General features: G+C 35.0%; 33 protein-coding genes. 8 read left to right on the top strand and 25 right to left on the bottom strand.

What is annotated here, in order from left to right; genetic code table 11:
• Positions 1-89 precede the first annotated feature (89 nt).
• From ACFX4W_RS11650 to ACFX4W_RS11625, 6 genes are all read right to left on the bottom strand, one after another.
• Positions 90-356: a hypothetical protein gene (locus ACFX4W_RS11650; protein WP_014460133.1), complete on the bottom strand. Its 267-nt coding sequence runs from the start codon at positions 354-356 to the stop codon at positions 90-92.
• A gap of 61 nt (positions 357-417) precedes the next feature.
• Positions 418-1,314 (bottom strand): GH25 family lysozyme, encoded by an 897-nt coding sequence (locus ACFX4W_RS11645; RefSeq protein ID WP_043982434.1) that lies wholly within the window; start codon positions 1,312-1,314, stop codon positions 418-420.
• 26 nt (positions 1,315-1,340) lie between these two features.
• Positions 1,341-1,580: a hypothetical protein gene (locus ACFX4W_RS11640; RefSeq protein ID WP_043982432.1), complete on the bottom strand. Its 240-nt coding sequence runs from the start codon at positions 1,578-1,580 to the stop codon at positions 1,341-1,343.
• Positions 1,581-1,762: 182 nt separating this feature from the next.
• On the bottom strand, positions 1,763-3,142 hold the full coding sequence (gene fumC / locus ACFX4W_RS11635) for a class II fumarate hydratase (protein ID WP_043982430.1): 1,380 nt from the start codon (positions 3,140-3,142) through the stop codon (positions 1,763-1,765).
• Between the two features lie 223 nt (positions 3,143-3,365).
• On the bottom strand, positions 3,366-5,717 hold the full coding sequence (locus ACFX4W_RS11630) for an immune inhibitor A domain-containing protein (RefSeq protein ID WP_377559410.1): 2,352 nt from the start codon (positions 5,715-5,717) through the stop codon (positions 3,366-3,368).
• A 382-nt stretch (positions 5,718-6,099) separates the two neighbouring features.
• Entirely contained in the window at positions 6,100-6,396 is a 297-nt protein-coding gene (locus tag ACFX4W_RS11625) for a hypothetical protein (protein ID WP_013057017.1), read from the bottom strand.
• Positions 6,397-6,629: 233 nt separating this feature from the next.
• On the opposite strand from ACFX4W_RS11625, the gene ACFX4W_RS11620 reads away from it, so the two are divergent.
• The gene (locus ACFX4W_RS11620) at positions 6,630-7,223 is read left to right on the top strand and encodes an exonuclease domain-containing protein (RefSeq protein ID WP_074895734.1); all 594 of its coding nucleotides are present in this window, start codon (positions 6,630-6,632) and stop codon (positions 7,221-7,223) included.
• Between the two features lie 236 nt (positions 7,224-7,459).
• Here ACFX4W_RS11620 and ACFX4W_RS11615 read toward each other — a convergent pair whose 3' ends face one another.
• The 4 genes from ACFX4W_RS11615 to ACFX4W_RS11600 all read right to left on the bottom strand — a co-directional run bounded on the left by ACFX4W_RS11615 (position 7,460) and on the right by ACFX4W_RS11600 (position 10,688).
• On the bottom strand, positions 7,460-7,627 hold the full coding sequence (locus ACFX4W_RS11615; RefSeq protein WP_162214236.1) for a Fur-regulated basic protein FbpA: 168 nt from the start codon (positions 7,625-7,627) through the stop codon (positions 7,460-7,462).
• A gap of 226 nt (positions 7,628-7,853) precedes the next feature.
• Positions 7,854-9,347, bottom strand: a complete 1,494-nt coding sequence (locus ACFX4W_RS11610) for a sodium:solute symporter family protein (RefSeq protein ID WP_237074901.1) — start codon at positions 9,345-9,347, stop codon at positions 7,854-7,856.
• Positions 9,347-9,544 (bottom strand): DUF3311 domain-containing protein, encoded by a 198-nt coding sequence (locus ACFX4W_RS11605; RefSeq protein ID WP_013083119.1) that lies wholly within the window; start codon positions 9,542-9,544, stop codon positions 9,347-9,349. Before ACFX4W_RS11605 ends, ACFX4W_RS11610 begins: the two co-directional genes overlap by 1 nt.
• Positions 9,545-9,836: 292 nt before the next feature.
• Complete coding sequence (locus ACFX4W_RS11600; protein WP_043982424.1) at positions 9,837-10,688, bottom strand: STAS domain-containing protein; 852 nt, start codon at positions 10,686-10,688, stop codon at positions 9,837-9,839.
• Between the two features lie 234 nt (positions 10,689-10,922).
• On the opposite strand from ACFX4W_RS11600, the gene ACFX4W_RS11595 reads away from it, so the two are divergent.
• Complete coding sequence (locus ACFX4W_RS11595; RefSeq protein WP_013083117.1) at positions 10,923-11,429, top strand: PCYCGC motif-containing (lipo)protein; 507 nt, start codon at positions 10,923-10,925, stop codon at positions 11,427-11,429.
• Between the two features lie 149 nt (positions 11,430-11,578).
• On the opposite strand, the gene ACFX4W_RS11590 is transcribed toward ACFX4W_RS11595, so the two are convergent.
• Together ACFX4W_RS11590 and ACFX4W_RS11585 are read right to left on the bottom strand one after the other, a co-directional pair.
• On the bottom strand, positions 11,579-12,556 hold the full coding sequence (locus ACFX4W_RS11590; RefSeq protein WP_377559409.1) for a ring-cleaving dioxygenase: 978 nt from the start codon (positions 12,554-12,556) through the stop codon (positions 11,579-11,581).
• A 261-nt stretch (positions 12,557-12,817) separates the two neighbouring features.
• Positions 12,818-13,378: a maltose acetyltransferase domain-containing protein gene (locus ACFX4W_RS11585; RefSeq protein WP_043982422.1), complete on the bottom strand. Its 561-nt coding sequence runs from the start codon at positions 13,376-13,378 to the stop codon at positions 12,818-12,820.
• A 236-nt stretch (positions 13,379-13,614) separates the two neighbouring features.
• On the opposite strand from ACFX4W_RS11585, the gene ACFX4W_RS11580 reads away from it, so the two are divergent.
• Both ACFX4W_RS11580 and ACFX4W_RS11575 read left to right on the top strand, forming a co-directional pair.
• Entirely contained in the window at positions 13,615-13,971 is a 357-nt protein-coding gene (locus ACFX4W_RS11580; RefSeq protein WP_043982420.1) for a hypothetical protein, read from the top strand.
• 7 nt (positions 13,972-13,978) lie between these two features.
• Entirely contained in the window at positions 13,979-14,512 is a 534-nt protein-coding gene (locus tag ACFX4W_RS11575; protein WP_043982419.1) for a PIN domain-containing protein, read from the top strand.
• 80 nt (positions 14,513-14,592) lie between these two features.
• Here the strand turns inward: ACFX4W_RS11575 and ACFX4W_RS11570 are convergent, their stop codons facing one another.
• A complete protein-coding gene (locus ACFX4W_RS11570; protein ID WP_043982417.1) occupies positions 14,593-14,838 on the bottom strand; it encodes a hypothetical protein in 246 nt (81 codons plus the stop codon).
• 43 nt (positions 14,839-14,881) lie between these two features.
• Positions 14,882-15,775: a helix-turn-helix domain-containing protein gene (locus ACFX4W_RS11565; protein ID WP_013083112.1), complete on the bottom strand. Its 894-nt coding sequence runs from the start codon at positions 15,773-15,775 to the stop codon at positions 14,882-14,884.
• 503 nt (positions 15,776-16,278) lie between these two features.
• On the opposite strand from ACFX4W_RS11565, the gene ACFX4W_RS11560 reads away from it, so the two are divergent.
• On the top strand, positions 16,279-16,521 hold the full coding sequence (locus ACFX4W_RS11560; RefSeq protein WP_043982416.1) for a hypothetical protein: 243 nt from the start codon (positions 16,279-16,281) through the stop codon (positions 16,519-16,521).
• Between the two features lie 53 nt (positions 16,522-16,574).
• Here ACFX4W_RS11560 and ACFX4W_RS11555 read toward each other — a convergent pair whose 3' ends face one another.
• From ACFX4W_RS11555 to ACFX4W_RS11540, 4 genes are all read right to left on the bottom strand, one after another.
• The gene (locus tag ACFX4W_RS11555) at positions 16,575-16,769 is read right to left on the bottom strand and encodes a hypothetical protein (protein ID WP_043982415.1); all 195 of its coding nucleotides are present in this window, start codon (positions 16,767-16,769) and stop codon (positions 16,575-16,577) included.
• 51 nt (positions 16,770-16,820) lie between these two features.
• The gene (locus ACFX4W_RS11550; protein ID WP_052500355.1) at positions 16,821-17,513 is read right to left on the bottom strand and encodes an HNH endonuclease; all 693 of its coding nucleotides are present in this window, start codon (positions 17,511-17,513) and stop codon (positions 16,821-16,823) included.
• 122 nt (positions 17,514-17,635) lie between these two features.
• Positions 17,636-18,022, bottom strand: coding sequence for a hypothetical protein (locus tag ACFX4W_RS11545; protein WP_043982414.1), 387 nt, complete (start codon positions 18,020-18,022; stop codon positions 17,636-17,638).
• A 49-nt stretch (positions 18,023-18,071) separates the two neighbouring features.
• Positions 18,072-18,272 carry a hypothetical protein gene (locus tag ACFX4W_RS11540; protein ID WP_043982413.1) on the bottom strand — a complete coding sequence of 67 codons (201 nt, stop codon included), beginning with the start codon at positions 18,270-18,272 and terminating at the stop codon, positions 18,072-18,074.
• Between the two features lie 591 nt (positions 18,273-18,863).
• On the opposite strand from ACFX4W_RS11540, the gene ACFX4W_RS11535 reads away from it, so the two are divergent.
• Entirely contained in the window at positions 18,864-19,115 is a 252-nt protein-coding gene (locus tag ACFX4W_RS11535; RefSeq protein ID WP_162214232.1) for a hypothetical protein, read from the top strand.
• 135 nt (positions 19,116-19,250) lie between these two features.
• Here ACFX4W_RS11535 and ACFX4W_RS11530 read toward each other — a convergent pair whose 3' ends face one another.
• Positions 19,251-19,487, bottom strand: a complete 237-nt coding sequence (locus tag ACFX4W_RS11530; RefSeq protein ID WP_162214231.1) for a hypothetical protein — start codon at positions 19,485-19,487, stop codon at positions 19,251-19,253.
• Between the two features lie 80 nt (positions 19,488-19,567).
• Positions 19,568-19,756 carry a hypothetical protein gene (locus tag ACFX4W_RS11525; RefSeq protein ID WP_303528831.1) on the bottom strand — a complete coding sequence of 63 codons (189 nt, stop codon included), beginning with the start codon at positions 19,754-19,756 and terminating at the stop codon, positions 19,568-19,570.
• Between the two features lie 106 nt (positions 19,757-19,862).
• Here ACFX4W_RS11525 and ACFX4W_RS11520 point away from each other — a divergent pair, with 106 nt between their 5' ends.
• Together ACFX4W_RS11520 and ACFX4W_RS11515 are read left to right on the top strand one after the other, a co-directional pair.
• Positions 19,863-20,153, top strand: a complete 291-nt coding sequence (locus ACFX4W_RS11520) for a hypothetical protein (RefSeq protein ID WP_377559407.1) — start codon at positions 19,863-19,865, stop codon at positions 20,151-20,153.
• The gene (locus ACFX4W_RS11515; RefSeq protein WP_377559406.1) at positions 20,146-20,634 is read left to right on the top strand and encodes a hypothetical protein; all 489 of its coding nucleotides are present in this window, start codon (positions 20,146-20,148) and stop codon (positions 20,632-20,634) included. Before ACFX4W_RS11520 ends, ACFX4W_RS11515 begins: the two co-directional genes overlap by 8 nt.
• 60 nt (positions 20,635-20,694) lie before the next feature.
• On the opposite strand, the gene ACFX4W_RS11510 is transcribed toward ACFX4W_RS11515, so the two are convergent.
• From ACFX4W_RS11510 to ACFX4W_RS11490, 5 genes are all read right to left on the bottom strand, one after another.
• The gene (locus ACFX4W_RS11510; protein ID WP_377559405.1) at positions 20,695-20,901 is read right to left on the bottom strand and encodes a hypothetical protein; all 207 of its coding nucleotides are present in this window, start codon (positions 20,899-20,901) and stop codon (positions 20,695-20,697) included.
• A gap of 28 nt (positions 20,902-20,929) precedes the next feature.
• The gene (locus tag ACFX4W_RS11505) at positions 20,930-21,259 is read right to left on the bottom strand and encodes a hypothetical protein (protein WP_377559403.1); all 330 of its coding nucleotides are present in this window, start codon (positions 21,257-21,259) and stop codon (positions 20,930-20,932) included.
• A 5-nt stretch (positions 21,260-21,264) separates the two neighbouring features.
• The gene (locus ACFX4W_RS11500; RefSeq protein WP_377559402.1) at positions 21,265-21,894 is read right to left on the bottom strand and encodes a hypothetical protein; all 630 of its coding nucleotides are present in this window, start codon (positions 21,892-21,894) and stop codon (positions 21,265-21,267) included.
• Between the two features lie 151 nt (positions 21,895-22,045).
• Positions 22,046-22,705, bottom strand: coding sequence for a hypothetical protein (locus ACFX4W_RS11495; RefSeq protein WP_377559401.1), 660 nt, complete (start codon positions 22,703-22,705; stop codon positions 22,046-22,048).
• A gap of 463 nt (positions 22,706-23,168) precedes the next feature.
• Positions 23,169-25,877, bottom strand: a complete 2,709-nt coding sequence (locus ACFX4W_RS11490) for a hypothetical protein (protein ID WP_377559400.1) — start codon at positions 25,875-25,877, stop codon at positions 23,169-23,171.
• Between the last annotated feature and the right edge of the window lie 268 nt (positions 25,878-26,145).

The raw sequence follows: 26,145 nt of genomic DNA, 5'->3' as shown, positions 1-26,145 counted from the left end.
TTATATAGAGAGTGTAACATGAATAAGCGCTGCTATTTATAAAATTAATAAAAAAACTAGTCTCGCCCGAGGCAAGACTAGTTTTTTTATTATCTATGCTGATCTTGATACATAGGTCCTTCTGAAATCATATTGCTTTCAGAAACGTACGTAGGATCTGAATGCGCATCTTTATTTAGGCTAGCATTTACCTGCTGTTTTTTAGATAAACTTGAAAGTTTTACTTTGGCACTTCGAACAAGTCCTTTTACTTTCCGTCGTTTCGCAGCATCGCTTAATATATAAGACGTAATGCCGACTCCTACCGTTGATAGCGTAATACCTGATATCAATGCTTTTTGTTTTCTTTTTCTCATAATAGCTCCTTCCTTGTACCTTTTTGAATCTTACAGTAACTTTTCCCCCTCAGGTAATCTCTCAAACCAGATTATTCAGATTATTCACTTCTTTAACAAGACGCGGCAGTGTGTCCGCTCCTGCTATTCCATCTGAAAAAAGGCCATACCGATTCTGGAATTTTTTCATTGCAGCGATTAATTCATCTCCATAGAAGCCGTCTGCTCCAAACTTCGGAAGAGAAAAACCTAGCGCAAGTAAGTTTTGCTGAATTTGTTTGACTCCTAACCCTCTATCACCTTTGGAATACACAAAGGGTCCTTTTTTATTATTCGTCATAGAGAGATTTGTTGTGACTTCTTTAAAAAATGAGCAGTCCATTTCATTTATATCCACATTTGTAGAAATTCCTTTTACTCTGCCAGAATCCGTATACTGAAACATGGCCCATCGCTGCCACTGACTTAGCTCACCAGGGTGCTGCATACCGCCTTGTCTGTTGGCCGCACTATATCTTGCTACCCACAAAGGATACTTACTTATTTCGTTTGTGAAAAAAGTTTTAGCAAAATGATAATTTGTATATACGATAGGCTTAATTCCTGTTGTTTTGTGAACATGCTCGAGCCAGCTTACGGCAAAGTCAGAAACAAATTCTTTAGATTTTTTTTTATCTTCTTCTAGATCCAAACACGGCGGAAGGTCTAGTTTCATTTGTCCAAGCTGAGCAATAAAAAAAGCAGCTTCTTTCTCCGGGCTATTTGTACAGTGAGCATAATGATAAAACCCTACTCTCAAGCCCGCATTTTTGGCACCTATATAATTTTCATAGGATCTAGGGTCTACAAAAGTTCCGCCTTCTGTTAACTTTATATACACCCCTTTTACTGAGGTGTTTTTTATTTCTTTCCAATTAATGATTCCTTGATGATGAGAAACGTCGAGAATAATAGGATTATTTGAATGTCGCCTTTGCATAGTTTTCACCTCTTTTGCTAGCTTCCTTATGTATACGACGAATCTTTCAAAACCCCTGTTTTTTCCGGATCCCGGTATTCTTTTATAACAATGTGTAAAACATTGCTCATTTGAATAGCTAAATAAGCTTCATGTTTTTTGTCATAATAACGATACCATCCTTGCGTATGAATAATAGATTCCTCAAGCTCTTTTACATTTTCTGATTCAACCAATGTACCGATTGATTTTTCATTTCCAAAATAAAACTTCACTTCGTACGTCACTTGAATCCCTCCTTTATAGAAATGTAAATACCCTAATCGTATGTACTTGAATCTAGTATAAGGCAGTGTAAAAATTCTTTTAATCCGCAATTTCTTTTTATGTGTTTATTTAGAACAATGTTTATTTTATTAATATTTATTAAAAAGAAGCCAAGCAGATCAGAATGCTTGGCTTCTTTTTTTTATTTTGATGGATGAATCATATTAGCGGGATTTACCCATTGTTCAAATTGTTCTTCTGTCAGAAGGCCTGTTTTGACCGCTGCTTCTTTTAATGTCGTTCCTTCTTGATGAGCCAGTTTGGCGATTTTAGCCGCATTTTCATAACCTATGTGCGGATTTAATGCTGTTACAAGCATAAGAGAATTTTCTAGATTATGCTGAATCTTTTCTTTGTTGGGTTCAATTCCTACTGCGCATTTATCGTTAAAAGCCTGCATGGAATCTGTCAGCAATCTAACTGATTGTAAAAAATTATAAATAATAACCGGCTTAAATACATTTAATTCAAAGTTTCCTTGACTAGCCGCAATGCCAATCGTCACGTCATTCCCAAGCACTTGTGCAGAAACCATTGTTAGAGCTTCACTTTGAGTTGGATTTACTTTTCCAGGCATAATAGAACTTCCTGGTTCGTTAGCAGGAATCGTAATTTCGCCTAGCCCGCTCCGAGGACCGCTTGCCAGCCAGCGCACGTCATTGGCGATTTTCATTAAGTCAGCTGCTAATGCTTTGAGTGCACCGTGGGCATAAACCACTTGATCGTGACTTGTTAATGCATGAAATTTATTAGGTGCTGAGACAAATGTTTTTCCAAGCGTGCTGCTGATTTCTTTCGCTACTTCATCGCCGAAGTCAGGATGTGCATTTATCCCCGTCCCAACAGCTGTACCGCCAATAGCTAGCTCCTTCATATACTCTACGCTTTGTTTAATCATTTCTTCATTCTTTTCAAGCATATGATGCCATCCGCTAATTTCTTGTCCTAGTGTTAGCGGTGTAGCATCTTGTAAATGGGTTCTGCCTATTTTAATAATATCTTTAAACTGCTCTTGCTTCGCAGCGAACGTTTCTTTTAATGTTTTTAGAGCAGGCAATAATTGATCTTCCACTTCTAGTACAGCTGCAATATGAAGAGCTGTAGGAAAAGTATCGTTAGAGCTTTGTGACATATTCACATCATCATTTGGATGAAGCGTTTCGTTGCCATTTATTAGCTGGTTTCCTCGGCGGGAAATCACTTCATTTACATTCATGTTTGATTGCGTTCCGCTTCCTGTCTGCCATACTACTAAAGGAAAATGTTCATTCCATTTCCCTTCAATAATTTCGTTAGCAGCTTGTACGATGGCTTCCGATTTCCCTGCTGATAGTTTGCCTAGTTTATGATTACTAATAGCCGCACTTTTCTTCAAAACCGCAAAAGCGCGTATTACTTCAATCGGCATTTTTTCAATTCCTATTGGAAAATTTTCTTTACTTCTTTGCGTTTGCGCTCCCCATAGTTTATCTTCTGCCACTTTGATTTCTCCAATTGAATCTCTTTCGATACGATAGCTCATAGTTAGAACTCCTTTTCAATATTTTCTTTACCTATTAGTATTGATTATATGGATGAATTTCATGACATAATAACAATTATTCACTGTTGAAAATTCCCTTTATTTTATTTTTTAAACGGCATTAAACACTTTGATTATTTAGCTCATAGTTTATTTTGATTTTCTAACATAAAAAAAGATCCGAAGAGTACGCTCTTCGGATCTTTTTTTAATACGTCTAATTTTACTTATGAATCCATACAGCACCAGCTGAATTGTCTTTTGCTTCACCAATTACGTCTAATTTTAATCCGTTTTGAGGAAGCAAGCGGCCTGCATCTTTAATTCTTTCATCTAAATACGATTTTTTGTCATTGAAGCTTGTAACTCCATTTGATTCTTTAGATGAAATAGTTCCCCACGTTTTATGAGAATATGACCAAGCAGGTGATTTATCAAATGAGAACGCCGCGTCTGCAATTTGATATCGGCTTGAATTTGCTGTCGTGCTAATCCCATTCACATTAAAGTAAAGGACTTTATGAGCATGGGAATCAACCACACCAAGGAATCCTTCACCCGGATGTTGTCCTACCCAGTTATCAAGATAGCTTTCATCTGCGTACCAAAGCAGCATGCCTGTATTATATTTTGCACCGCGCGCGAATTGAAGTGCTTTATCGCTGCCTGCATAGTTTCTCCACTCAAGGTAATAATAGTTATCTTTATAGCTGATGCCGTTTGTCTTTTCAAATCCATCTAACGTTACTTTTGGCGCTCCTTCAGCATCGTCCGTAAATACCGTTTTTCCATTTACTACTAAACTTGCATTATCAAGTGCAAATCCTTGAAGAGCAAGTCCTCCGTCCGTTACGTATTCAAATTGAAGCTTGATTTTTTCACCTTTAAACTGCGTTAAGTCATAGCTTTTATCTTCCCATTTTCCGCCGGAAGTTTCAGCAGAACCGTCTGCATTATTCGCTTTATCACCAATTGTATCTAACAGAACTTTTGAACCGTCAGGAAGAATCGCATTTACATATAAATAATCGTATTCTGCCTCTACTTCATAGAACGCTTTATAATTAAACGTCGCTGTTTTGGCCGCTGTTAAATCAAACTCTGGCGTCGTCATTGTCGTATGCAGATCGTCTCCGCGTTTACTGTAGTAGTAGTTGCTTCCAAACTCAGGCTTAATCCCTTGAACAGCTTTTTTAGGTAAATTAATCTTTACAATACCCGGTCGTTTGGATTTTGTCACGCTTTGATCAACCACGCTCACAGAGCCTGATTTTGTAATGTTTTTGCTGTCGATTTGTTGAATATTTGCCCAGTTTCCACCCATATTTGCTTGGAAAAACTCTTTATTTTGCGGGGAGAAACTTGTCGGTTCTGTTCCAGCTACTTCACCAGCCCAGCTCCCTCCGCTCATAATTGACCAAACGCCTACCGGCTCACCTTGACCTGTATACTGTGTATCATACTCATCCGGCAAACCTAAATCATGGCCAAATTCATGAGCAAAAACGCCAACTGCTCCGTCTTCTGGTTCAATTGTATAATCATAAGCAGCCATATTTGTTCCAGGAACTTTATACACTTGTCCCAAAGTAGAGCGATGAGACCAAATAGCATCGTTTCCTAGTTTACCTCCACCTGCTTCTTGCCCAGTTCCAGCATGAATGACCATTAAGTGGTCCACTATGCCGTCAGGCTCATTGCGGTTGCCGTCTCCATCGATATCATATTGATCGAACTGATCATAATCTGAAAGGTTAATGCCGCTTTTTGCTGCTGCAGCAAGCGCTTCTTTTACAAGATTACGAGGTCCTTTAGATCCAGGCGCATTATCGTTTCCTCCCACTGGATTGTCTGCTCCGTATTCTTTTGCGTTTCCAGGGACAGTTAACCAGTCAGAAACCGTTCCATCTACTGTGTAACTGCCTCCAGACTGTTCTTCATAATATTGCTTAAACGTTTTAATTTTCTTACCGTTAAATAGCGTAAAGTCTTTCTTTCCAAACATTAATTGCTGATAGTGATTTCGGTTAAAATCTTTTGCATACATGTAACCAGGTTCTTGAACGACATTGTTATGCTTAAAGTCTGCGTATTCGACTAAAAGAACAAGAACTTTATCTTTTCTCACTTGTCCGTTATATTTGGCCTGAGCTGCAGGTTTAACGTTTACCCCGTTCCCCGAATTGTTTCCTTGAGACTTAATATTAGCAAATTCGCCTCGTTGAAACTTTTCTTTTTGTTTTGTTTGCATTTCTTTCGCTTTCAAATCAATTTTGCTAGCTTTATGTCCCTTCATGCTCTCTTTATGTGCATCTTTTTTGTTTATGTAAGAAGTAACGGCTTTCTTCACTTCTTGCGGTGTTGCACTTTGAGAAATAACTCCTTGGTTTTTCAATGCGTTAGCCAATCTTTCTTCCGGTACTGTATTCATATCAATTGGTGAACTCGGAAGTTCCTCCGATTGTGCGGTTTTAGCTGAAGCCGTACTTCCATTCATAAGTACTGGCCCCACTCCGCTTAATGTAACAGTTGTGGCAAGAAAAGATGTCCCCAAAATCTTTTTCCAGCTTTTCAAGTAAACCCCTCCATTTTAGAATTTTCAAACTATTAGCAAGATTTATTTTATATTCTAAAACTAGGAAGGTCAACTACATTTTACTATATTATTAAAATTTTTTGATTCTAGTAGATAATGTAAAATAGTTTTATAGTATGTAACTAGTTTTCTTTGCCTGACAATTAAAATGTCTGATAAACCCTTCTTACGTGTGCAAATTCCATGCCAAGTCGATAACTAAAACTAAAAATATATGAAGCGTATTTTTTTAGGGAATTAGAACTATCTTTTCGGTATTACTATTATATAAAAACAAAAAATTCCCCATTATGGATACAGAAAGATAAAAAAATCACTTCCCAATAGACGAGAAGTGATAATCTCTGTATGCAAGTAAATTTTAAGAATGTTCTTTTTGACGCTGCAGCAAGATATGATAGAGCGACATGCTCCAAATAGACATATTGCGCGCTGCGATTTCATAAGGTTTTTCATCAATTTTAAACAAGAAATCCCCTTCATAACTCACGGATTTCCCTTGCTTTTCCAGCTCTTGTTTAACAGCTTCGATCCATTCTACTGCATTCGTATAATGCTTGTTCAAACGAACTTTAATAGTTTGATTCCTGTAATGAATAAAAGATGTAATTCCCCAAAAAATTAAGACAAGAAAAAGTACCATATACAGCAATTGCATGATAACGATCCCCTTCTTCCTTCATTTCATTATTTTCAATGAAGACTTAATTTAGATGAGTAAATATTACTATTCTCCTTTCCTATCGTCATCTCCTTTAAAAAAGTGAATTCCTTTTCCTCGTGGGCGTATAAAATAAATCCATCTACGTGCTCCCTCATCTTTTTTACTAACGTTTTCTGTTGAAAAATGATAAGCTAATAGAATGATAAATAGAAAGGGAGGGCGACGAGTTGTCAACTGAACAAGTGAAATTAGCAGCCGTTTTAGACGTTGAAACAACGGGCTTAAGTGCTCAAACATGCGATATTATCGAACTAGCAATTGCTGTTGTTTCTTATGATTCTTCTACCGGAGAAATAATCGACATTGTAGAAGAATATGAAGAATTTAATATGCCTTCAACTCCCATTTTCCCGTATATTACAAACTTAACGGGAATTACAAATGAGATGGTCAAAAATAAAACATTAGACGATAAAAAAGTGGAATCGCTGTTAACTAGCGTTTCGGCTATCATCGCTCATAATGCTTCTTTCGATCGCAGTTTTCTTTTAAAACGGTATCCATCTTTATTTAACCAAAAATGGCACTGCTCTATGCGTGCTGTCAAATGGAAAGAGTACGGCTTTCCTAATAAAAAACTAACAACGCTCCTTGATCATCATAATATTGAGAGAGAGCACGCTCACAGAGCTATGGATGACGTGAAAGGAACCATTGACTTGCTCAGACGGCAAAATCCTAGCGGAGAGCCCTATTTTTCTGAAGTATTAAAAAAAGCAATGAGCAAACCTAAAAAAACAGCGGCCTCCACTCGTTTTTAACTCAGCAAAAAAAGCGCAGCTTCTGCGCTTTTTTTGTTTTTATTTGCAGATTTCTTAAGTGTTGAGTTATATGTTTGAGGAGTATGTTTGGAAACAGCGAGGCTGTAAACGCACCAGTAGAAAAAGAAAAGTGCCTGCTTTCAAGCAAAAAAAGCCGCGGAGGAACAAACTGAACAGCTGGTATTTACACACATATACGAAATCAGCTGAATTTCTAATAATCTGGAAGATTTTAATTATATTTCTCTTATTTTTTGATTTTGAAGATCGTGATGCGTTTGTTCTAGTTCACTTAAATTCAATTCGTACAAATGTCTCCCGTCTTCTGCTTTAAAGTAACCCGATTCAATAATTTGATTCATTAAAAGATCTTTCTTTTGCTCAAATGCTTTTTCAGATGTCATGTTATCATCTCCTTTTTCAAGTGAATATCTTTCATAGAAAAGACGTACACCGCTTGTGGTATACGTCTTGTTGCTTTTCACACTCGTTACCTATGTTTAAAAACAACGCAATCGTTACATTTTATCGAGAAGGCTGCTTATGTCTTGCAGCCATATTGAACATTTTGGTGATGCACTACTTTTATACCCTTCATGGTGTTCTTAAAACGCAATTGGAAAAAGATTTTCACAAAATTTGTTTTTCATCTACTGTCCCGCTTTCAAAATGCGGCTGCGCGGCGATTTTTTTCGTTGCTAAACTGACCACCATTAATACAACTAAATTAATAAACAAAGAAATAACGCCGACATTTGTATCTTTAATGATTTGTGGCAACGCAGGAAACAACGTGCCAAGCGTTGTTTCAGTAATCGTTATATACATCACAGACGCAATGCCGGCAACAATACCTGCACATGCCCCGTATTTAGTCACGATATTGTTTTTCATTAAACTAAAAATAAAAGCAGGAAACAGCTGCGTCACAATGCTGTAGCCCATTAGTAAAAGCGTTACAATCGTATTCCCTCCATGAAGTGTAAAATAGACTGAAACAAGCGCAATGACCGGTACAAAGCATTTAGCCAGTATCGAAATTTGTTTGCCCGTCGCTGAAGGAACAAGAACGCCATAAACGTTTTTGGATAGTGACGTAGAAGCTGCCATCAAAAGCATCGATCCAGGTACAAGTGCTGTTAATAAACCGGCTGCGCCAATAAAGCCGACAATCCACGGGTCAAATGTTTGAATGGAAAGACGAAGCAGTGACAAGTCCGCTTCTGCACCTTGTAGTCCAGGTACCTGCATAAGAGCAGTAAACCCTACAAAAAAGACAAAAAGCAGCATTAACGTATAAATAGGACTTATAATAGAATTCTTTCGAAATACATTCTCGTTTTCAGCTGAATACGTTGCATTAAACGTATGCGGCCACATGTAAAATCCTAATACGGTCAGCATGACTGTAGAAATAAACCACGAAATACTTAGACCTGTCTTGGGAAGAGTAAGAAACGTTGGATTTGCTTGATGCACAGCCTCAAACATCGGCTGTAAGCCTCCGTAGTAATGAATCGGCATATATATTCCTAAAAATAAGACAACAATAAAAATCATAATATCTTTAACAATAGCCGTCCACGCGGAGCCATGTATGCCTGATATCATTAAGTAAACCGTTAATGATATGGCTCCAATCCAAATGGCTGCGGTTGAAGAGATAGACCCATAAGAAGCTTCAGATACAATAATACCTAAGCCTTTGAACTGTAAAATAATATAAGGAACAATTGCCAGCACCCCTGCGCATGAAACAACGATGCCGAGAAACGGGCTGTTGTATTTTGAAACAAAAAAATCTGGCTGAGACATAAGCTTATGCTGCTTCGCATATCGCCATATTTGCGGGCCAATCCAATACCCTAACACGTACGCTAAAGAAATATAGGCTAAAATATAAAACGCTGGCCCTCCTTTTCCATATGCCCAAGCGCTTCCTCCTAGAAACGTAAAAGTAGTATAGATTTCACCCGCCATCAAAAAGAAGACAAAAACAGTTCCAAAACCTCTGCCGCCTACGCTCCACTGTTCTAAATCCATTTTTTTGCCCCGCGTAGCTCGAATTCCAAGATAAATAGCTAAAAGTAAAAAACCAAAAATAATAATCAGAGCAGTATTCATTATTTATCTCCTCCTTTAACAGCAGGATCGAGCTTGTACACAATGCCCATAATAAAAGACGTAAGGATTACCCACATAACAATCCAAAAGAGAAAAAAAGGCATCCCTAAAATAAACGGCGTTACTTTGTTAACAAAAGGCAATAAACCTAATATTCCTACAAATGGAAGCAAGCAAAGAAGATAAATTATTTTCATAGAACTCCTCCTTAATCACACGGCTTATCAGTACTTATCTAACACTTTAACTATCTCATTATGTACTTCTCTTATTCTTCTCTTTACACCTCCATTCTTGAGCTAAACGAGACGTTTGGCATAGAAAACAGCCGTTTATTTGTTCCTTAGTATCTTCCATTTGTCCCCATGTGAAAAGGAGTTTGTAAGGCATGCTTACAAGATTTTGAATACAGCAGAATATAGACAAACAAAAAGAAACGGAACTCAGAGTAAAGGTCTCAGTTCCGTTTCGATTTAGCATTTCTATACTTTATTCTTCTTTTTTCTTTACACCAAGCGAAGAGAGAGCTTGTTTTAAATGTCCAAACGTTTCAATTTTATTAAAACTAATTCCTACATTAACAGCCGTCTGAGCCATGTCAGGACTCACTCCTGACATAATCGCATGGATGCCTAGCAGCTGCAAAATGTTAATCAAATCAAAAAATTTGTGAGCAACATACGTATCTACATAATTTACACCCGATAAGTCAATGACTAGATGCCTTATATGTTTTTCTGCACACTTTTTTGGAACAACCTCGATAATAGAATCACCTTTGATTTCATCAATAAGCCCTACTAAAGGCAAGACCGCGATGTGATCTACAATTGGAATGACAGGAAAACTCGTTTCGTCGATTAGCTCTTGCTGAAGACTTATTTTTTGCCTTGTGATTTTATAATACTGTTCGGAGAATTCATTAAGGAGTTTATCAAATGTTGTATGATAAACTTCGCTCCAAGACAGTATATCTTCTTTTGTAATAGATGAATGTATCAGACTATATGTTTTGACATACGTCCAAATAATTTTTCTTGTTTTGCTTAGCGCTTCTACTACTTCGTAAATCGGCGTATCAAATTTAATTCTGCTGTTTACTACTTCCGTCGTCCATTTCACCATACGTTGTTTAAAAATCTTTTGATCGTCAAGAAAGCCGCTCGCAATTGTTTCAATCGTATAAAGATGCTGCTCACGCAGCTTTTTCTCAACTGAAGCATCTGCGTCCTTTGAGTAAATCGATCCTTTAATATTACTTCTTTGGCGCAGCCATTCTTCACTGATAGAGGCTGAATTTTCTAAAATATATTCAAAAAGTCGTTGATTTTGTTCACTCACTACTGTTTAACCTCCGTTCACTTTCTCCTTCTGTCCACTTACTTACAAAACGCACCTTATGATAAATCCATGCTTCATATTTTTTCCTCGTCCATCTCTATCATACACGATAACCGCTTTGCATACTTATAGAGAATTAGATATAAACAAGCAGGTGTTTGATTATCTACATAGATAAACTGCCGTGTATAATGCAGCTATCATTTATTTTCACATGAAAGGATGTTAATTGTATTGAAAAAATCAATTATTTTGTTGGGGATTCTCGCTACAAGTATTGGATTATCCGCTTGTTCAAACAATACAACAACTTCTTCTGCCACAAACTCTTCTGCACATTCAGGTCATGAACATCACAAAGCTGCAGTTGCTGATATTCGCGAAGAGACTCCGGGAGCAGATGTTTTGCCACAGTTTTTGAAGAACCAGCCTAAAGATATGAAACTAGTTTATCTATCCGTTGCTAAAAATCGTGAACTACTTGAAAAAATCCCTTGCTACTGCGGATGTGGCATGGAAGCGAATCACAAAAACAGCTATGACTGCTTTATTTTTAAAAACAAAAGAAACGGAGCAGTTGTCTGGGATGATCATGGAACAAAGTGCGGATTGTGTATAGAAATTGCAGCTAAAGCTATGCTCGACTATAACCGAGGCAAATCAATAAAAGATATCCGCAAAGACATCGATGAAAAATATAAAGAAGGCTATGCACAACCCACTCCTACTCCTTCCTTGTAGGACATTGGCAGTTTTTAAGCAAACATTCGCGATAGGTATATATATAAGGAGAAGATATCAAAAACACATTCTTTTTTAGCGTTTTGAAAGCTGATTCATCTTTGAAAAAGCAAAAAACACTCAAATAGCTATTTGAGTGTTTTTGTGTATTATTCTTTCACAAACTCTTTTGTACTTCTTACTGTATCAATCGGACGCACGAGCTTCTCAATTTCTGCACGTTTTGGCTCTAAAAAAGGAGGCAGTGATAATTTTTCTCCGAGCGTTTCGTAAGGTTCATCTCCCAAAAATCCTGGTCCATCTGTCGCAAATTCAAATAAAATTTGCGGAGCCACTCTTGCATACAACGATTCAAAGAAGTGACGATTCACATAACCAGACGTATGGAAACCGAAGCTTGGCATTCGATTAATCCACTCTTCAAGAGCTTGTCGATTTTCTACGCGAAAAGCAACGTGATGAACAGTTCCAAAACCTTGCTGAGCCTGCGGAAGTTTTTCATTGTGTTCTACTACTACTTGCGCACCGTTTCCTCCTTCTCCTACTTCGAATAGGTGAAGGTCTCCTTCTTGAGCAATCTCTTTAAATAAAAGGACTTTTTCCATCATTTCTTTAAAGTAATTAAACTCGGCAATACGAATAAAGATAGGACCAAGTCCTGTAATAGCGTATTGAAGAGGGACAGGGCCTTTTTGCCAAGGAGTGCCTGATTCAACTCCTTGATTTCCTTCATCGGAAATTAACTGATACTGCTGATCATCAAAATCAACAAACGAAAGCGTCTTTTTCCCAAATAGCTCTTGAATCCCCGTATGATTTACTTCTAAGCGATCAAAGCGCTTTACCCAATAGTCTAAAGCCGCATCATTTGGAACGCGGAAAGATGTTTTTGAAATTTCATTTGTTCCGTGAAAACCTTTTGGAATACCTGGAAAATCAAAAAAGGTCATGTCCGTTCCGGCGCTGCCTTTATCATCTGCAAAAAACAAATGATACGTTTGAATATCATCTTGATTGACCGTTTTTTTAACTAAGCGCATGCCTAACACATATGTGAAAAATTCATAATTCTTTTCTGCACTGCTTGTAATAGCCGTTACGTGGTGTATTCCTTTTAAGTGGTTCATTCTACATTCCTCCGGATAAATCGTCTAGTTTATCATTTATTATTTATCTTTAATTTGAATATCTTTAATTTGAATATCTTTAATTAAAGATAATATACCATGATTAATTTTCCTTTGTCAATAAAGTATGGATGATCTCGGAAGGAAATATGTATATTTTTACATTTAACCAAAACATTATAAATGAGGACGAGCCAAATCGGCAATAAAACATCGTATAAACAAAGAGCTTTTACAATTCAAAAGCTCTTTGTTTATTCTTTAATTTTCAATATGCTTGATTATAATTGCAGGATTGCCTCCGACTACCACGTTATCAGGAACATTTTTTGTCACAACGGCACCCGAAGCAATTACCGCATTGTTGCCTATTTTCACTCCAGGATTAATAACGGCTCTCCCCCCAATCCAGACGTTATTTCCTATTTCTACGCGTTTTCCAAACTCAGCTCCTGAAATTCTTTCAAGAGCATGCAAAGGATGAGTTGCTGTATAGATATGTACACCTGGTGCAAGAAAACAATTATCTCCTATTCTTATTTCACATACATCTAAAAGTACGCAATCAAAGTTAGCATAAAAATTTTCTCCAACATGAATGTTAGAACCGTAGTCACAGCGGAAAGTAGGCTCTATGCAAAGAGAATTTCCCGTAGACCCAAACAGTTCTTTTAATAAGTTTGTACGTCTTTCTTCTTCCCTTTCTGTTGTTTGGTTATAAAGCCTTGTTAATCTTCGAGCGTTTTCACGTTCTTTTATTAATTGCGGATCAGCGGAAAGGTATAATTCTCCATCCAGCATTTTTTGTTTTTCTGTTTTCATTTTGCATCCCCTTTTTTGTAGTTCCTTCTCTAACCGATACTGATTTATTCTCTTACACGATATCATGTTTTTAAACCTTTGTCCGGTATTCGCTGAGATTATACCCCCCCCAGGCAAACATTAGTTAATTTAATAACTCCCGGAAGCTAATTTTTTAATCTTTTTATATAAAAGGAATAGTAAGAGAAAACTTCATCACATATACTATATAAATTTATATAAAAGGCAGGGATATCATGAAAGCACAGCGCTTGGTAGATAACCAAAAAGGAACATACAGCAAGGAAGTTCAGAAGCACTTTAACCTAAAAATAAATGGGAAAATTTATACGCAACCCTCGCCGCAATTACCTCCCTCAACCCCTATGCAGAAGAAAAATCTTAAATACAAACCTCAAAATAAAGTTCTACGCACGTACGATAAAAAAGATAAAACATTAAATGACACACAAGAAAAGCTCATAAAATCTGCAAAAACTAGATTAACTAAATATGAAAAGCTTCTATTAAGCAATGAGCTTTCAGAATCTGCGGCTCTTTACTCACCTTTTGGGTTAGAAGAGCTGGTACGAATGGCTAGTAGAGAGGAGTGAACGATTTGTGTTGGGTGAAAAAGTAATCATTGATACAAACATTTGGGCTTCACATGCGCTTAATTATCCAGAAGTTGTAGAATATATTAATGAACTTATTTCAAATAATGCGGAATTTTTAATGCCTACCGTTGTACAAATGGAACTTCTGTCGCATTGGGAAGTAGAAACAAATCCTCAAGTCAAAGCAGTAAAAAATCATTATATTTACGATATGACAGATAAGATTGTGGACGTTACAAGTGAAATTGCGCAGCTAGCAGCTCAAATTCGCAGAAAAGCTAAAATAGAATCCAATAAAAAAATTAAAGGCCCAGATGCGATGATTGCCGCATCTGCTTTTATACATAATGCAAAACTGATTTCTAACAATAATAAAGATTTTGCTTGGATTACATTTAATTTCAGCTATCGAGGTCAACCATTATCTTATGTAAATCCTATTAAAGATACGATTGCTTATGCTTCTTTTATTAAAAGCTTTGAACATCCCACCCTTCCCGATGCTGATAACTTACAAGAAAACGAGAAGGAAAGCTAATTTGCTTTTATCTTCAAAATAATCCTCGTCTCCCCCCTTTTTCAAATTAAAAGTTTGACGGGTACATACTCCAATTCTTTCTATAATGAATACAGTAAAAAGCATAAAAACTTAGGCGGTGAAAAGAGTGAATTATCAATATTACCCGGAACAACCTTTAGAAGAGTATCAATATGGCTATGATTATTATTCAAATCCCCAAGAAGCTGACGAAAGATTCCCTTATGGTTATTATCCATATCCTCGCCCTCGGCCATTTTATCCTTACCCTTATCCTCGCCCCATTTATTACCACCCCCCTTACTTTTACCCTCGTCCTCGTCCATTTTACCCACACCCAGTGTATTGGAGATAAAAAAAGAAGAGCGATCAGCTCTTCTTTTTTGTTTCTTGATATTTAGACATCTCTTCTTGAATAATGGTCACAAAAGCTTCATTTTGTTCAATTTCAAAAACAGTAATAGCTTTTTCTAGGTAGGCTATTCCTTCTTTAAGCTCACCAAGCTGACAGAGTGCTTCTCCAATTTGATAGTGCAGTTCTCCTAATAAATAAAGCGTCTCATGCTGAATACACAGCTCTAGTCCTGCTTGTGCATATTTAACCGATTTTTCATAACGTTCCATTTGCAAAAGCGCACGCGATAATCCATATAAAATTCGAATTTTAACAAGAGGATCTTTTAACTTAGGAAGCAAAGCAATATGCTGCAACCCTTCCATAAACGTACTGAACGCTTTTTTTAAATGACCTTCTTCTTCATAAATAATGGCAATACTATTTAAAATAGCAATCTCTTTTTCTGAATAAAACTGTTCGCTCGTACGCGTGAACGCAATAGCTTTTTCCAATTTACGAAGCGCTTGTTCAAATTTATTTCCAATATAATAATCACATATGGCTTCGTGCCATAGGAAAAATTGTGCATGAAAAGGATCTTGAAACATAGGATTATCTTTTTCTTTGTTCACCATATGTAACACGGTTTCATAATCGCGTTTTCGTATATAATGCCTAATGGTCGATTTAATTTCTTTTGAATAATCGTTGGGCGTTAGCTCTCCTGCTTCAAAGAAATAATTCATCGGAACCCCTAAGCGTTTCGATAAATGATAGAGAACTTCACTGCTTGCATGAATTTCACCTTGTTCAAATCGATGTAGCTCTTCTTCAGTACAAATTCCTTCTGATAACTCGACAGTTGTCATTTCCGCAATCTTTCGCAGATCTTGAATCAGCTGACCTACTTGTTTTTTATCATTCAAAAAATCACCTTACTTAAAACGTACAAACCCCGTTAAAACAACGTTCCGTTATAATATTGTAAGCCTATTGTACATTTAGATAGTTTTTTTATCAATAGAAATAAGAAAAAAATCCCAATAAAAATTCTTCTAATTATATTGACGTCACACCTAACCCACTTAACCTTTATAAAATATCACCTTGAATTGATAAATTAATTCAACTAACTAATTTTTCTAAGTCCTTGATTAATTCATTAGGGGTGCAAGTATTATTCATTACGTTATTACATATCTTTAGAAGCTCAAGTTTAACTTCTATGTTAATTTCCTTTGATTTCAATTGCTCTTCCACAACAAACAGCCCCTTAATAAGTACATATTATCATAAAAAAGGATTTTTTTGTTATTTTTTCATATGTTTTTGCTTCAAATTTCTTTCTCTGACTTAAAATAAATTTCTTTTTACCTATATTATTTTAATGTATACTAAAAAAACTATATATCCAGAAGGAGGAAATTTAATGACAATCTTTACCGTAGATGCACTTTTAGAAAATAACTCTCAAGTACTACAATATTATCAAACTGCTAGTCGACTAGGGGAAGACATTTGCAATGATCCTCAAAGTGAGACATCTGAAGGTTTATCTCGTATTTTATCTAACCGACAGGTTACTTTTGAAGAGCGGTGTGGCGGAAGACCACTAGGTCAAGAAGTTAAAAATTTAGCAGATGATGCTTCCAGTTCTTATGATGTGGAGTAAAATAATAATGTGCAAGGTTTTGAAGTCTTGCACATTATTTACAATTGTTGAGATTACTCTTCCTCTTCATTGTTTTCACCAATAAATTTGCTTAAGTCAATCTTTCCCTCAAGTATCAGTTTATCTATTATGGCATCTACATATAGACTTACACACTTCTTTCTAATCTCTTCTTGTTCTTCTAAAGTGCGTTTTCTTTTTGATGGAACGACTTCCATTGTAATCTTATACTCCTTTTTCTTTTTCATTACTCTTACACCCTTTTTCCTCTTTTACTCTATGATTGATATAATCCATCATCATATTTTCAATAATGTAGCATTAAACATACGCTTTAGTTCCTCTACATCTTTAGCAGTAGTAATAATCCATGCTCGTATATCTTTATCCATCTTACTCTGCAATACTCTACATGCTTCATTACGCATAGCTAATACTATATCCGTTAAGTGTTGTGGCTTATCATACATATCCACCACTGTTACTGCCATCCATAAATAATCTACATCTAATATTAGATCGCCATGTTCCATATGTTCTTTTACATAAGTAGTTTTACCACTACCTACCGCCCCATTAACAATAGTAACATTGCTTTCTCTCATATGTTCTCTTACCTTCTTAATCTTCGTGTACTTAGTACCATCTACTTCAAAGTGAATTTTATGATGATGTGCTTTACATACTAATTGTAGATTGTCTATTGATAAACGTTTACTCCAATCCTCTTTCACTTCTATAAGGTGATGGACTATTTCAACAGGAGTAAGCCTGCCTTCTTCAAGACAGACCTTGCATAAAGGGTTTAACCTCTTCTTCCTATTGCGTAATTTAATCCATGAAATACTAGAATAAAAGGCTTGTTCTTTCTTATCTATTCGCTGTTCTTTATACTCTCGATGAGTATCTTTCCTACACTTATCACAATATGTATCATAAGTTAATTTTCTACATTCCTCCGTGTTACATATCTTAGGACTCTTGCGAGGCACGATGTGTTTTAATCACCCTTCCTCTTCCTTTTATTATTTAGCACATATTTCAATTTATGTAATTTAGACATAATAAAAAGCCACCCAATTAGAGCAGCTTAAACTTATAAAAATATTAACTTTTATTTCAGCTCTAAAAGTAAATAACTTAGCGCCCTATCTAATGCTTCAGATATATTTTCAACCTCTTCAATCAACTCTGCGCCAGATTTCAAATGATAAGATAAACCCGTATCAAAAATTTTAATTCCACCAGCAACCTGATAGTTAGATTTTAAAACTTTCCTCAAGCTCAATACAGATCCTTGGATTTTAAAAGAAACTAAACAGTCTGGAAATGAAATTTCATTTTCCACTTTATTAAAATTGGCTTTAGGCTGTTGATTATCATTTAGCTTTACATTTAACATCTCAATGAAAGAAACAATAATATCTTGAACCACTAACAGTTCGAAATGCTTTCCTGAAATTTTAGAAACATAAGCATTAATCCAATTTTTATCGACCATATCTATTACCACCTTTTGTCTATTCTATTCGACAAAAAGTTATTTATTCTTACCTTATTATTATTTTTTCTTCTGTAACTATAAACTGCACCACATTATTTAAATTGCTATGCACTAGCTCTTTTTCATTCGAAACAAATTTTTCATGTTTTGTTATATGACTAATAACTTCTTTCTTTGATGTGGCTTCAAATTTTAATTCCTTTGTCCTGCCATTTATAAATTCAAAAACAACTTTAAATTTAAGCATATGTGTATCACCTCTTCATCTACTAGTTCGACAAAGAATGACAAATCACCTGTTTTTAATAAAAAAGGACACTGATGAATCAGTATCCTTATGCTTATTACTTCAATAATACCCCCTAAAACTGAAAGGTATGGCAGGTCCCGAAATAGGCGACTGTCCTCCACCCCCAAGTTTCGGAGCCTTGGCAGGATACCCCAATGGATAATTCCCCCACCAACTGTCAACTTCACCACTAGAATTCAGTACATATCCAGTAGGACGTCCAAAGGAAGGCATGAAATAAGGGTAGAAAGTATAGTTAAAAGGCGTATAGAAATTAGAATAAAACATTTAATCACCTACTTTGTCTTAAAGGTGTTAATACAACTCGTAAACAAGAGCCTTTATTAAAGTATGATGGCTTTTTTGTTAGTGTGTATCATATGCTTGGGGAAAATGATGAAGGGTTACTTAGCTAAAATTGTCTCCTCTAATTTTTGAAATCACATTGACCACCTCGCCTATTTCTCTAGCCCGTCTATACATAATTGACAAGCTAAACATATGTTAATGTACATTCTATTTTCTTCATCGATGAAAGGATGAGAACGTATGGCAGCTAAAATCAATTCCCTTACGATTGGTTCCATTTCTGGAGGGACTTTCATTTTTGGAAATGTAGGTCAAGTATGTCCTGCTACAAGTGCAAGCGCAAATTCCAATTCACAAACAAGTTCAGGATCAAATGCAAGTCCTAATTCAAATTCAGCAACGGGCTCTCAAAACACTTCTACTCCAACGTCATCTAATTCAACGCCTACTACAACGCCTAGTTTTGGAAGCGGAAATACAAATCCACTTTGAAAAGCATCCTTGCGTATAAGGATGCTTTTTCTACAATTATAAAGAGTAGCTATTCTAATCTGTACAACTAGCAGTGCATTCAACTACAAACTAAAAATTGAAAAACTATCTATTATCTATACAATTAATCTCACTCTATCTTTTTCTTTGTTCATTTTTTATGATGAAATCGGCAAGTCCAATATCAAGAACTGTTCTTTCATGAGATTGGATGTCCCATAATTGTTGATGGTAATCTGGTATATATACACTTCCATCATATCGTGCTCTAATAACACGTCGGAAATTCTCACTTGAACATTGCACAATGTAGGACTTTATATCATTTTCTTCTATAACATTTAGCACTTTAAAATCAAATTTAACTTTCATTCTCTAATCACCAACTTCCTGCCTTTAATTTCGACAAAAAGTGTAATAACCCTTCTTTATGTATTACTATAGGAATATTTTCATTCCACGTACTTGAAAGCAATTTGATAAGCTTCATTCTTAGTTAACCCTTGCAAACTCATTAAATATTCAACCAACATTATTCTTTGATTATCAGTTAAAGGTTCATCTTCTTCTTCATTGATACGTAACAACTCTTCATCACTAATTTCTCCATCTAATATTTTCTGATAAAGTTCATCGGTCATTATACAACCAACCTTTCTAGATATTATTAAAAGTAGATACTGTGTTCTAATTTCACAATGGGCTTAATATTATTTATTGTATTTAAGACAACGGGAGATGATACTGATGAGCAGATTTGATATTGAAACCTTAAAAAAGATTCGTGATGATTTACAAGAAATTCACTCTACTGCTATTTCTAATTATCATGATTATCCAGAACTTATGGATACAATTGATCACCTAGCAAGAGTTGCTAACATGTTTGCAAATGATAAAATTGAGAGTCTTGAAAATAATAATCTGCGTGCTGATCCACAAGGTTACATTGTGTCAAAATTATCGTCTGCTTCTTCACATATGAAAAATTACAAAAAAGGAAACGACAAACGTAAAGAAGGCGATTATGATGATTGAATATACAGGCTGGCAATTTTATGATGACTATACAGAAATTTATGGTAGAAACTATTTAACTCATCATGTTGGCTCAATGCTGGTGCCGGTTTCAAGAATAAAAGGCTTGACTCATGACAACGTTTTGTCTGAAGAAAAGTTAAGTCGTCTTCTTAAATCAATAGAAACTCACGGATATGTAACAACTGGTTCCTCTCACATGGATATTAACCTAACATTATTTCCTAATGGTGAGTTTTGCGTTGGTAATGGAGGTAATCATAGACCATACTTAGCAAAAAAACTAGGTATAACTATTATTAGAGCAATTGTAGATGTATGTATCCCACTTGACCTTTTAACAGATGAACAAATTCTACATTTTGAGTCCCTAGATCCTTATGATTTACCTAGTAACCCAGAGTTAAAAGATGTAGCATATTCCCTAGAACTAATGCCTAGCCAACAACTTGCTAAACAAACTATTATTCATATTCGATAAGTGCTTAATAGGTGCTTGTTTTTTTGTTGTTTAAAATAAAAAAGCATCCTTCTGGATGCTTCATTTCTTTACTTTAATTGTTATTTCCTCGATGTAGTCTAAATCAAATTCATATTGCTCTTTTATGTATTCAAATACATCATCATAAGTATAGTTGTTACATGTTAAATTTATTACTCTTCCACTTTTATGATGAACATTTATTGAAAACTCAGAGAGTGCGACCTTCTCATCATCAGAAGGATTCATAATTGTTGCCTTTCTCATTAATTCACCAACTCCAATTGTTATAAAATCAATATGACGCTTTTAAAGCACTAAGCTTTTCCCAACTTGATACATGCACCCAAGGAAGCTCTAAATTATCTGCATTAATACCTGGGGTAATGATTCTACCGTACAATAGGTCGTAGATTACTTCGTTTATAAGCAAAGCATCTTCATCAGAAATTCTTTCAATCCACTCTGTTCTCAAAAATTGTCCACCTTTTACTTGTTTACCAGTAATACCTCTTGATTCTAAAACATGTTCCACACTATGCCGTATTGACGTTAATTGAGTTTTTGGATTTTCTTCAAGGTGTTTAATAATAATGTTTTGGACTTCATTTTTAGTTAAACCCATAACTATCACCTCATATTATAAAATTTATTTAATGCTTTTCTTGCGTTTTCTTCTAACCCCACATTAAAGTAATTAACATTATTGGACTCTAAAGCTAGAAATTTAATTACTTCTACTACAGGTATTACTATATCTTTCTCGTAACTCCCTGAAATTCCATAGGCCGATGGTTTAAAATGTGCAAAATCATTTCGATATCTGATTAGCTTTTCAATTGCAATTTCTTGGTGGAGCTTAAGTGAAAGCACCTTACTTCTTTCGTAGTGTTGCATCATATACTCTTTCGATTTACATCGGTTTAATACAGCTTTTATAGGTAAAACTTCCCCTTGAATATATTTTGCATAACTAAGAATTTGGTCATCTGTTTGATCGCCTAATATGAATTGACTATTTTCTTGTCTTATTTTTTCTAGTTTGCCTTTAGAAATCTTTAAGGGTTTAAATACTCTTTCACTAGGGTTAGTTCCTTGGATATTACATATACCAAAACTATACAAAGCTCCATGCAAAGTAATCATTAACCATTTAAATCTATGCTTATCAGTTCTATTTTCAAAGAACTCAGCAGCCTTCTCTAAATAATCAATTGCATTTTCAAGCTCATCAGTTCGATATACTAATTCATTACTCATATGTATTCCACCTCCTCTCCATCTACTAAATTCGACAGAGAGAAACGTAGAACCTGCTTTAAAACCTAAAAATATGTATTATTATGTTATTTTGTAATTCTTTGTAACTAAATCAAATTATGTATTGTATATGTATTTTATTTTTTAATGCTCAATCGGTAATTTCTACTTCATAATTAATCATCGCTTGATATAAATCCTCAGGTATGTTACTTTTGCTTTGATTGGCCATTTTCCTAATAAGGCCCTCTTTATACATCTTATATGCACTAAAAGCATTCTCTAAATTATCATAGTTACCTAAGTAAACTTGTTTTCCTCCACTACAGCACTTAGCCATATACGGGTTCTTCTTCGATGAAGGGTCGAAGCGAAGACCTATAGGTAATTCCCCTCTTCTGGCATCACACTTGACAAAAAGTGTATTAATTGACTTTGGTACAATCAAGCACGTTTCAGGACCATACATTTTATTTCCCTTAATTTTGATATCCTTATCAAGCTCCATTCTTTCACCTTCTACACTGTAATAGTTGTCTTCCCACCATTGTGCAAAAAATTGAAAGGAATGAAATTTAGGATCGCAAACTGCGTCTTGATATGTAGGGTGAGCTTCTTTAAATTTAGCTGAATAACAACGCATTAACATAGATACCCATCTTTTGTAAATCTCTACGTCTTTCCTTGGGTCAAACATCCCCTCTCCGATATATCCAACTCCACATACCGAAGGCTCATTTACATTTTTTCGATACTTTCGTGTTCTTCTTTGTCTTGAGACAATCTCTTCCTTTAAATCTTTTTTCATCATTTAAAATCATCCATTCTATGTATTAGTAGTACACTCTCGTATACTCTGATTAGATTTCATTGAACCAACTTTTTAAAAAGAAATAGACTAGGAGTTCCCATACTCCTAGCCTTTTACTACTAATAAAAAGAATGGTTTTGGGAGATGAAGCCCAATCACAGTAAACGAAAAAACGTGAGTAAAAAAAGTTTATTAAAAACAGTTGACTCACAATTATTAATCATATATACTGAGTATAAGAATTAATAATCAGGGGTTTTATAACATTTTTTAAATAAAAGAGAAAGAGTAGTCCTGTTTAGTGTACTTTAACTATCCCCTTCCTCTAAAGAGGTATTATCTTTTAACCTCTTAAAAACACCTCTCAGCCTTACAGCCATAAGGATTTCATAGAATAAAATAATAGTTAATAAATTATAAAAAGCCCATAAACCCCGTTATATAAGGGTTCACAGGCTCTTTTTCAGCGTGACACTTTTTCTTTTGCTTTCTTTGCACGACTCTTTCTTTGACGTTCTCTTGCTAATTTAGCATCATGCTTCTTCTTACACTCTGAACATCTATCTTGGCGTTTAGTAGTTGGAATAAACTTCTTATCACAATCCACACATACCTTAGACTTATTTAAATTCTTGTATAAGCTATTTAGAATCTCTCCACCAAATGATTCCCATAATGTTGTTTTATGAGCACTATTTTTAGTGTGGAATAGGTGCTTAACAAGCACATCAGCTACAAGGTATGGATCATTGTTAATCTTGAGTAGGTCTTCTCTGATATGTTCATAAATCCAAAGTTTATTATAAGACTTAATATCTGCTTTCTTTTGCTCTAACATTAACCATTTCTTACTTCTATCTAATTTAGTGTATAGGTCGATGATTTTATTATTAGTTCTACGTTCACAGTCATTCATTAACAATTTATAATCAACTTCACCTACAACTTTCTTAAAAAAAACATTAGTATCTTTAATCACATGTTCTAATTGATTCACTACACTGTCGTTTATTTTTTCCACTTGATTTTCAGTTTTCTTTTTAGCATATTGGAAGAAGTACGGTGCTTTAAGTTTATCAGGTGCATTAAGCTGTTTCTTCAATGCTTTAGTAGGAATAGTTGGCTTAAATAAAGTTTTTGCGTAGTCAATCTCAAAGTTATTGAGGCAGCAAAGTAAACGTACAGTATCTACATTAATATCTTTTTTATCAGAACTGTTAAAGATTTTGGTGATTTTGTTACTTATCGTGCCGATATTAGCTTTGTATGCCGCCTTCAAGCTAGTGTAGATTGAATCAGGTTTGATTTGCTCTGCTTCTGCCTTTTTCATTTCGTAGTACAATGGATTGATACCTTCCATATGTTCTTCGGCAATTTTGATAAATTTAGGACAAGAAATGACTAGTAGTGAATCACCATCATTATCAAATTGTAGGGTACGTGACACAGCATCTAGACAACTCGTATAGATTGCATTAGATACAAACCATTCTTTTTTCTTATCATCAATTACATTATCACGTAAAGCATGTTCTAAGAATAAGTGAGGTGATCGCTCTAAGCAAAGTCTACCTTCTTCAAATAATGTACAATATACTTCGCCATCATTAAGTAGTCCTTCAGGATTCTTGTTGCCTTGAAACAACCATTCACAGAATGCATAAGTATCTGGTGAAACGAATGTGTATTTTCCTTGTACTTTGAGTTTGCCTGACTTAGCTCTCTTAACGAAACTTGCTTTAGTTGCTTTGATTGTTTGCTTTACATGTTTATCACTTAGCAATTCAGGATAGATTGAGATAGCTTCTTGCATAGCATTCTTTCTTGTGTTTGCATTATCTGCTCCCATAAGATTTAACATTGCTTCTTTTTCTCGCCCGATTGCTTTAATGAATTTGTTAGTTTCTTCTGCAATGCCTTCTAAGTCCGACTTTTTCATATTGTAAAGAGTTTGAAGAACTTGATATGTAGTTACTGCTTCACTAAAGTTGTCTTTTGACTCCTCTTCATTCAATTTACCTGCTTGACACTTATTGTCCTTGAAGGCTTGCTTGTAATTGTTCCAACTATTCTCTTTATTCTCAGTGTCAATGTAGAACTTCCAAAGCTTAAATTGACTTTTTGTAAAAATAATCTGCACGTTATCTTCAATAATATCCCACTCTTTACCGTAGATATCAGTTACTTTCGTATTTCCAGCTACTTCTTTAGCAAACTTATCAAATGGTGTTGGAATTAACAGACCTTTCACAAATGGCAATCTTACCATAAATGCTTTATCAGATAGGCTAGGCAAAATTAATCCCGAACCGTCTGTATGTTCAATATCTACACCTTTACGTTTATCGTGGTCAATTGTAAAATTCTCAGTGTCAATTACATCAAAGATAGCTGATACATTAGTTTCCATATCATCAACTACAATACAGTGATCAATGTTAAAGTCTTTCCATTCTGATGTAGCACTGTTTGATAAAGCTAAGTAAGCTAAGAATTTATTGATATTCATGCCACCTTTTGCATTGATATCATCTACAGTTAAACCACACATTAACGACTTTTGATGTTCATCCCATACAGATTTCTTTAGGAAGATATTTTTCTTTTGTCTGATTTGTCCAGCAAATGCGCTATAGAATACGTATTGCTCTCCGTCTTCATTAACAAATCCTTGCTTGATTAAGTCCTCTAATACTTTCTCATAATAAGACTGAACAATAATAATATCAGTTGTAGTTGACTTTGCTTTGATTCCTAATGTACGACTTAATACACTGTCGAATAATCCTGAGCGTTGTTTATCTAATAATGATGATGAACGTAAAGTACGCATTCCTTCACTTTCACCTAATGCATCTTTCAATTGTGCTTTGATTTTATCAATACGTTTAGTTAAGAATTTGATACCTTTTCTAATTAGTACAATACGTTTTAACTTTTTCTTATTCATAACTCTTACAAAAGTCTTATTGTCATTAATTAATTTTACTTCACCTTTGATTTCCTTTTTGCTTTCTTTGATAACTGCTTCGTTCTTAATTAATTCACTTACTTTTTTGCGTAAGTTATAAGTTCTTAATTCTTCTGCATGAATAGTTTGTTCAGCTCCAACATGATAAAAAGCAGCAGTATCAACACTGTACACATAGAATTGATTATTTAAATTTTCCATAATTGATTACCGTCCTTTTGATAAATTTGATTTAGTTTAATAAACGCTTAATATGTAAAACTGAATAACACTCGAATATGTAAAAAAATTAAATCGAAAAATGATAAATCCGTTCTTTGGTTTATCATTTTTCAAATACTGTATCTGAATTATGTATCTAGTTATGTATCTAATTATGTATCTAATAGTTAATCTATATAGGGTGTAATTTATCCCCGATAATTTGGTATGATATCTCCGATGAATTGATTTATTATCTCCGACGTTT

It is taken from the genome of Priestia sp. YIM B13489 (assembly GCF_042787645.1).
GTDB lineage: Bacteria > Bacillota > Bacilli > Bacillales > Bacillaceae_H > Priestia > Priestia megaterium.
This window is presented reverse-complemented; position numbering and strand designations above follow the sequence as displayed.

What these genes read in the sequence shown, in the direction of transcription:
- ACFX4W_RS11625 (WP_013057017.1), bottom strand. Translation starts at nt 6,396, where the DNA reads ATGCAATTGCTGTATATGGTACTTTTTCTTGTCTTAATTTTTTGGGGA.
- ACFX4W_RS11580 (WP_043982420.1), top strand. Translation starts at nt 13,615, where the DNA reads ATGAAAGCACAGCGCTTGGTAGATAACCAAAAAGGAACATACAGCAAG.
- ACFX4W_RS11645 (WP_043982434.1), bottom strand. Translation starts at nt 1,314, where the DNA reads ATGCAAAGGCGACATTCAAATAATCCTATTATTCTCGACGTTTCTCAT.
- ACFX4W_RS11570 (WP_043982417.1), bottom strand. Translation starts at nt 14,838, where the DNA reads ATGGACGAGGACGAGGGTAAAAGTAAGGGGGGTGGTAATAAATGGGGC.
- ACFX4W_RS11650 (WP_014460133.1), bottom strand. Translation starts at nt 356, where the DNA reads ATGAGAAAAAGAAAACAAAAAGCATTGATATCAGGTATTACGCTATCA.
- ACFX4W_RS11605 (WP_013083119.1), bottom strand. Translation starts at nt 9,544, where the DNA reads ATGAAAATAATTTATCTTCTTTGCTTGCTTCCATTTGTAGGAATATTA.
- ACFX4W_RS11535 (WP_162214232.1), top strand. Translation starts at nt 18,864, where the DNA reads ATGGCAGCTAAAATCAATTCCCTTACGATTGGTTCCATTTCTGGAGGG.
- ACFX4W_RS11615 (WP_162214236.1), bottom strand. Translation starts at nt 7,627, where the DNA reads ATGACATCTGAAAAAGCATTTGAGCAAAAGAAAGATCTTTTAATGAAT.
- ACFX4W_RS11560 (WP_043982416.1), top strand. Translation starts at nt 16,279, where the DNA reads ATGACAATCTTTACCGTAGATGCACTTTTAGAAAATAACTCTCAAGTA.
- ACFX4W_RS11500 (WP_377559402.1), bottom strand. Translation starts at nt 21,894, where the DNA reads ATGAGTAATGAATTAGTATATCGAACTGATGAGCTTGAAAATGCAATT.
- ACFX4W_RS11525 (WP_303528831.1), bottom strand. Translation starts at nt 19,756, where the DNA reads ATGACCGATGAACTTTATCAGAAAATATTAGATGGAGAAATTAGTGAT.
- ACFX4W_RS11520 (WP_377559407.1), top strand. Translation starts at nt 19,863, where the DNA reads ATGAGCAGATTTGATATTGAAACCTTAAAAAAGATTCGTGATGATTTA.
- ACFX4W_RS11530 (WP_162214231.1), bottom strand. Translation starts at nt 19,487, where the DNA reads ATGAAAGTTAAATTTGATTTTAAAGTGCTAAATGTTATAGAAGAAAAT.
- ACFX4W_RS11585 (WP_043982422.1), bottom strand. Translation starts at nt 13,378, where the DNA reads ATGAAAACAGAAAAACAAAAAATGCTGGATGGAGAATTATACCTTTCC.
- ACFX4W_RS11555 (WP_043982415.1), bottom strand. Translation starts at nt 16,769, where the DNA reads ATGAAAAAGAAAAAGGAGTATAAGATTACAATGGAAGTCGTTCCATCA.
- ACFX4W_RS11545 (WP_043982414.1), bottom strand. Translation starts at nt 18,022, where the DNA reads ATGGTCGATAAAAATTGGATTAATGCTTATGTTTCTAAAATTTCAGGA.
- ACFX4W_RS11495 (WP_377559401.1), bottom strand. Translation starts at nt 22,705, where the DNA reads ATGATGAAAAAAGATTTAAAGGAAGAGATTGTCTCAAGACAAAGAAGA.
- ACFX4W_RS11515 (WP_377559406.1), top strand. Translation starts at nt 20,146, where the DNA reads ATGATTGAATATACAGGCTGGCAATTTTATGATGACTATACAGAAATT.
- ACFX4W_RS11510 (WP_377559405.1), bottom strand. Translation starts at nt 20,901, where the DNA reads ATGAGAAAGGCAACAATTATGAATCCTTCTGATGATGAGAAGGTCGCA.
- ACFX4W_RS11540 (WP_043982413.1), bottom strand. Translation starts at nt 18,272, where the DNA reads ATGCTTAAATTTAAAGTTGTTTTTGAATTTATAAATGGCAGGACAAAG.
- ACFX4W_RS11505 (WP_377559403.1), bottom strand. Translation starts at nt 21,259, where the DNA reads ATGGGTTTAACTAAAAATGAAGTCCAAAACATTATTATTAAACACCTT.
- ACFX4W_RS11610 (WP_237074901.1), bottom strand. Translation starts at nt 9,347, where the DNA reads ATGAATACTGCTCTGATTATTATTTTTGGTTTTTTACTTTTAGCTATT.
- ACFX4W_RS11490 (WP_377559400.1), bottom strand. Translation starts at nt 25,877, where the DNA reads ATGGAAAATTTAAATAATCAATTCTATGTGTACAGTGTTGATACTGCT.
- ACFX4W_RS11590 (WP_377559409.1), bottom strand. Translation starts at nt 12,556, where the DNA reads ATGAACCACTTAAAAGGAATACACCACGTAACGGCTATTACAAGCAGT.
- fumC (WP_043982430.1), bottom strand. Translation starts at nt 3,142, where the DNA reads ATGAGCTATCGTATCGAAAGAGATTCAATTGGAGAAATCAAAGTGGCA.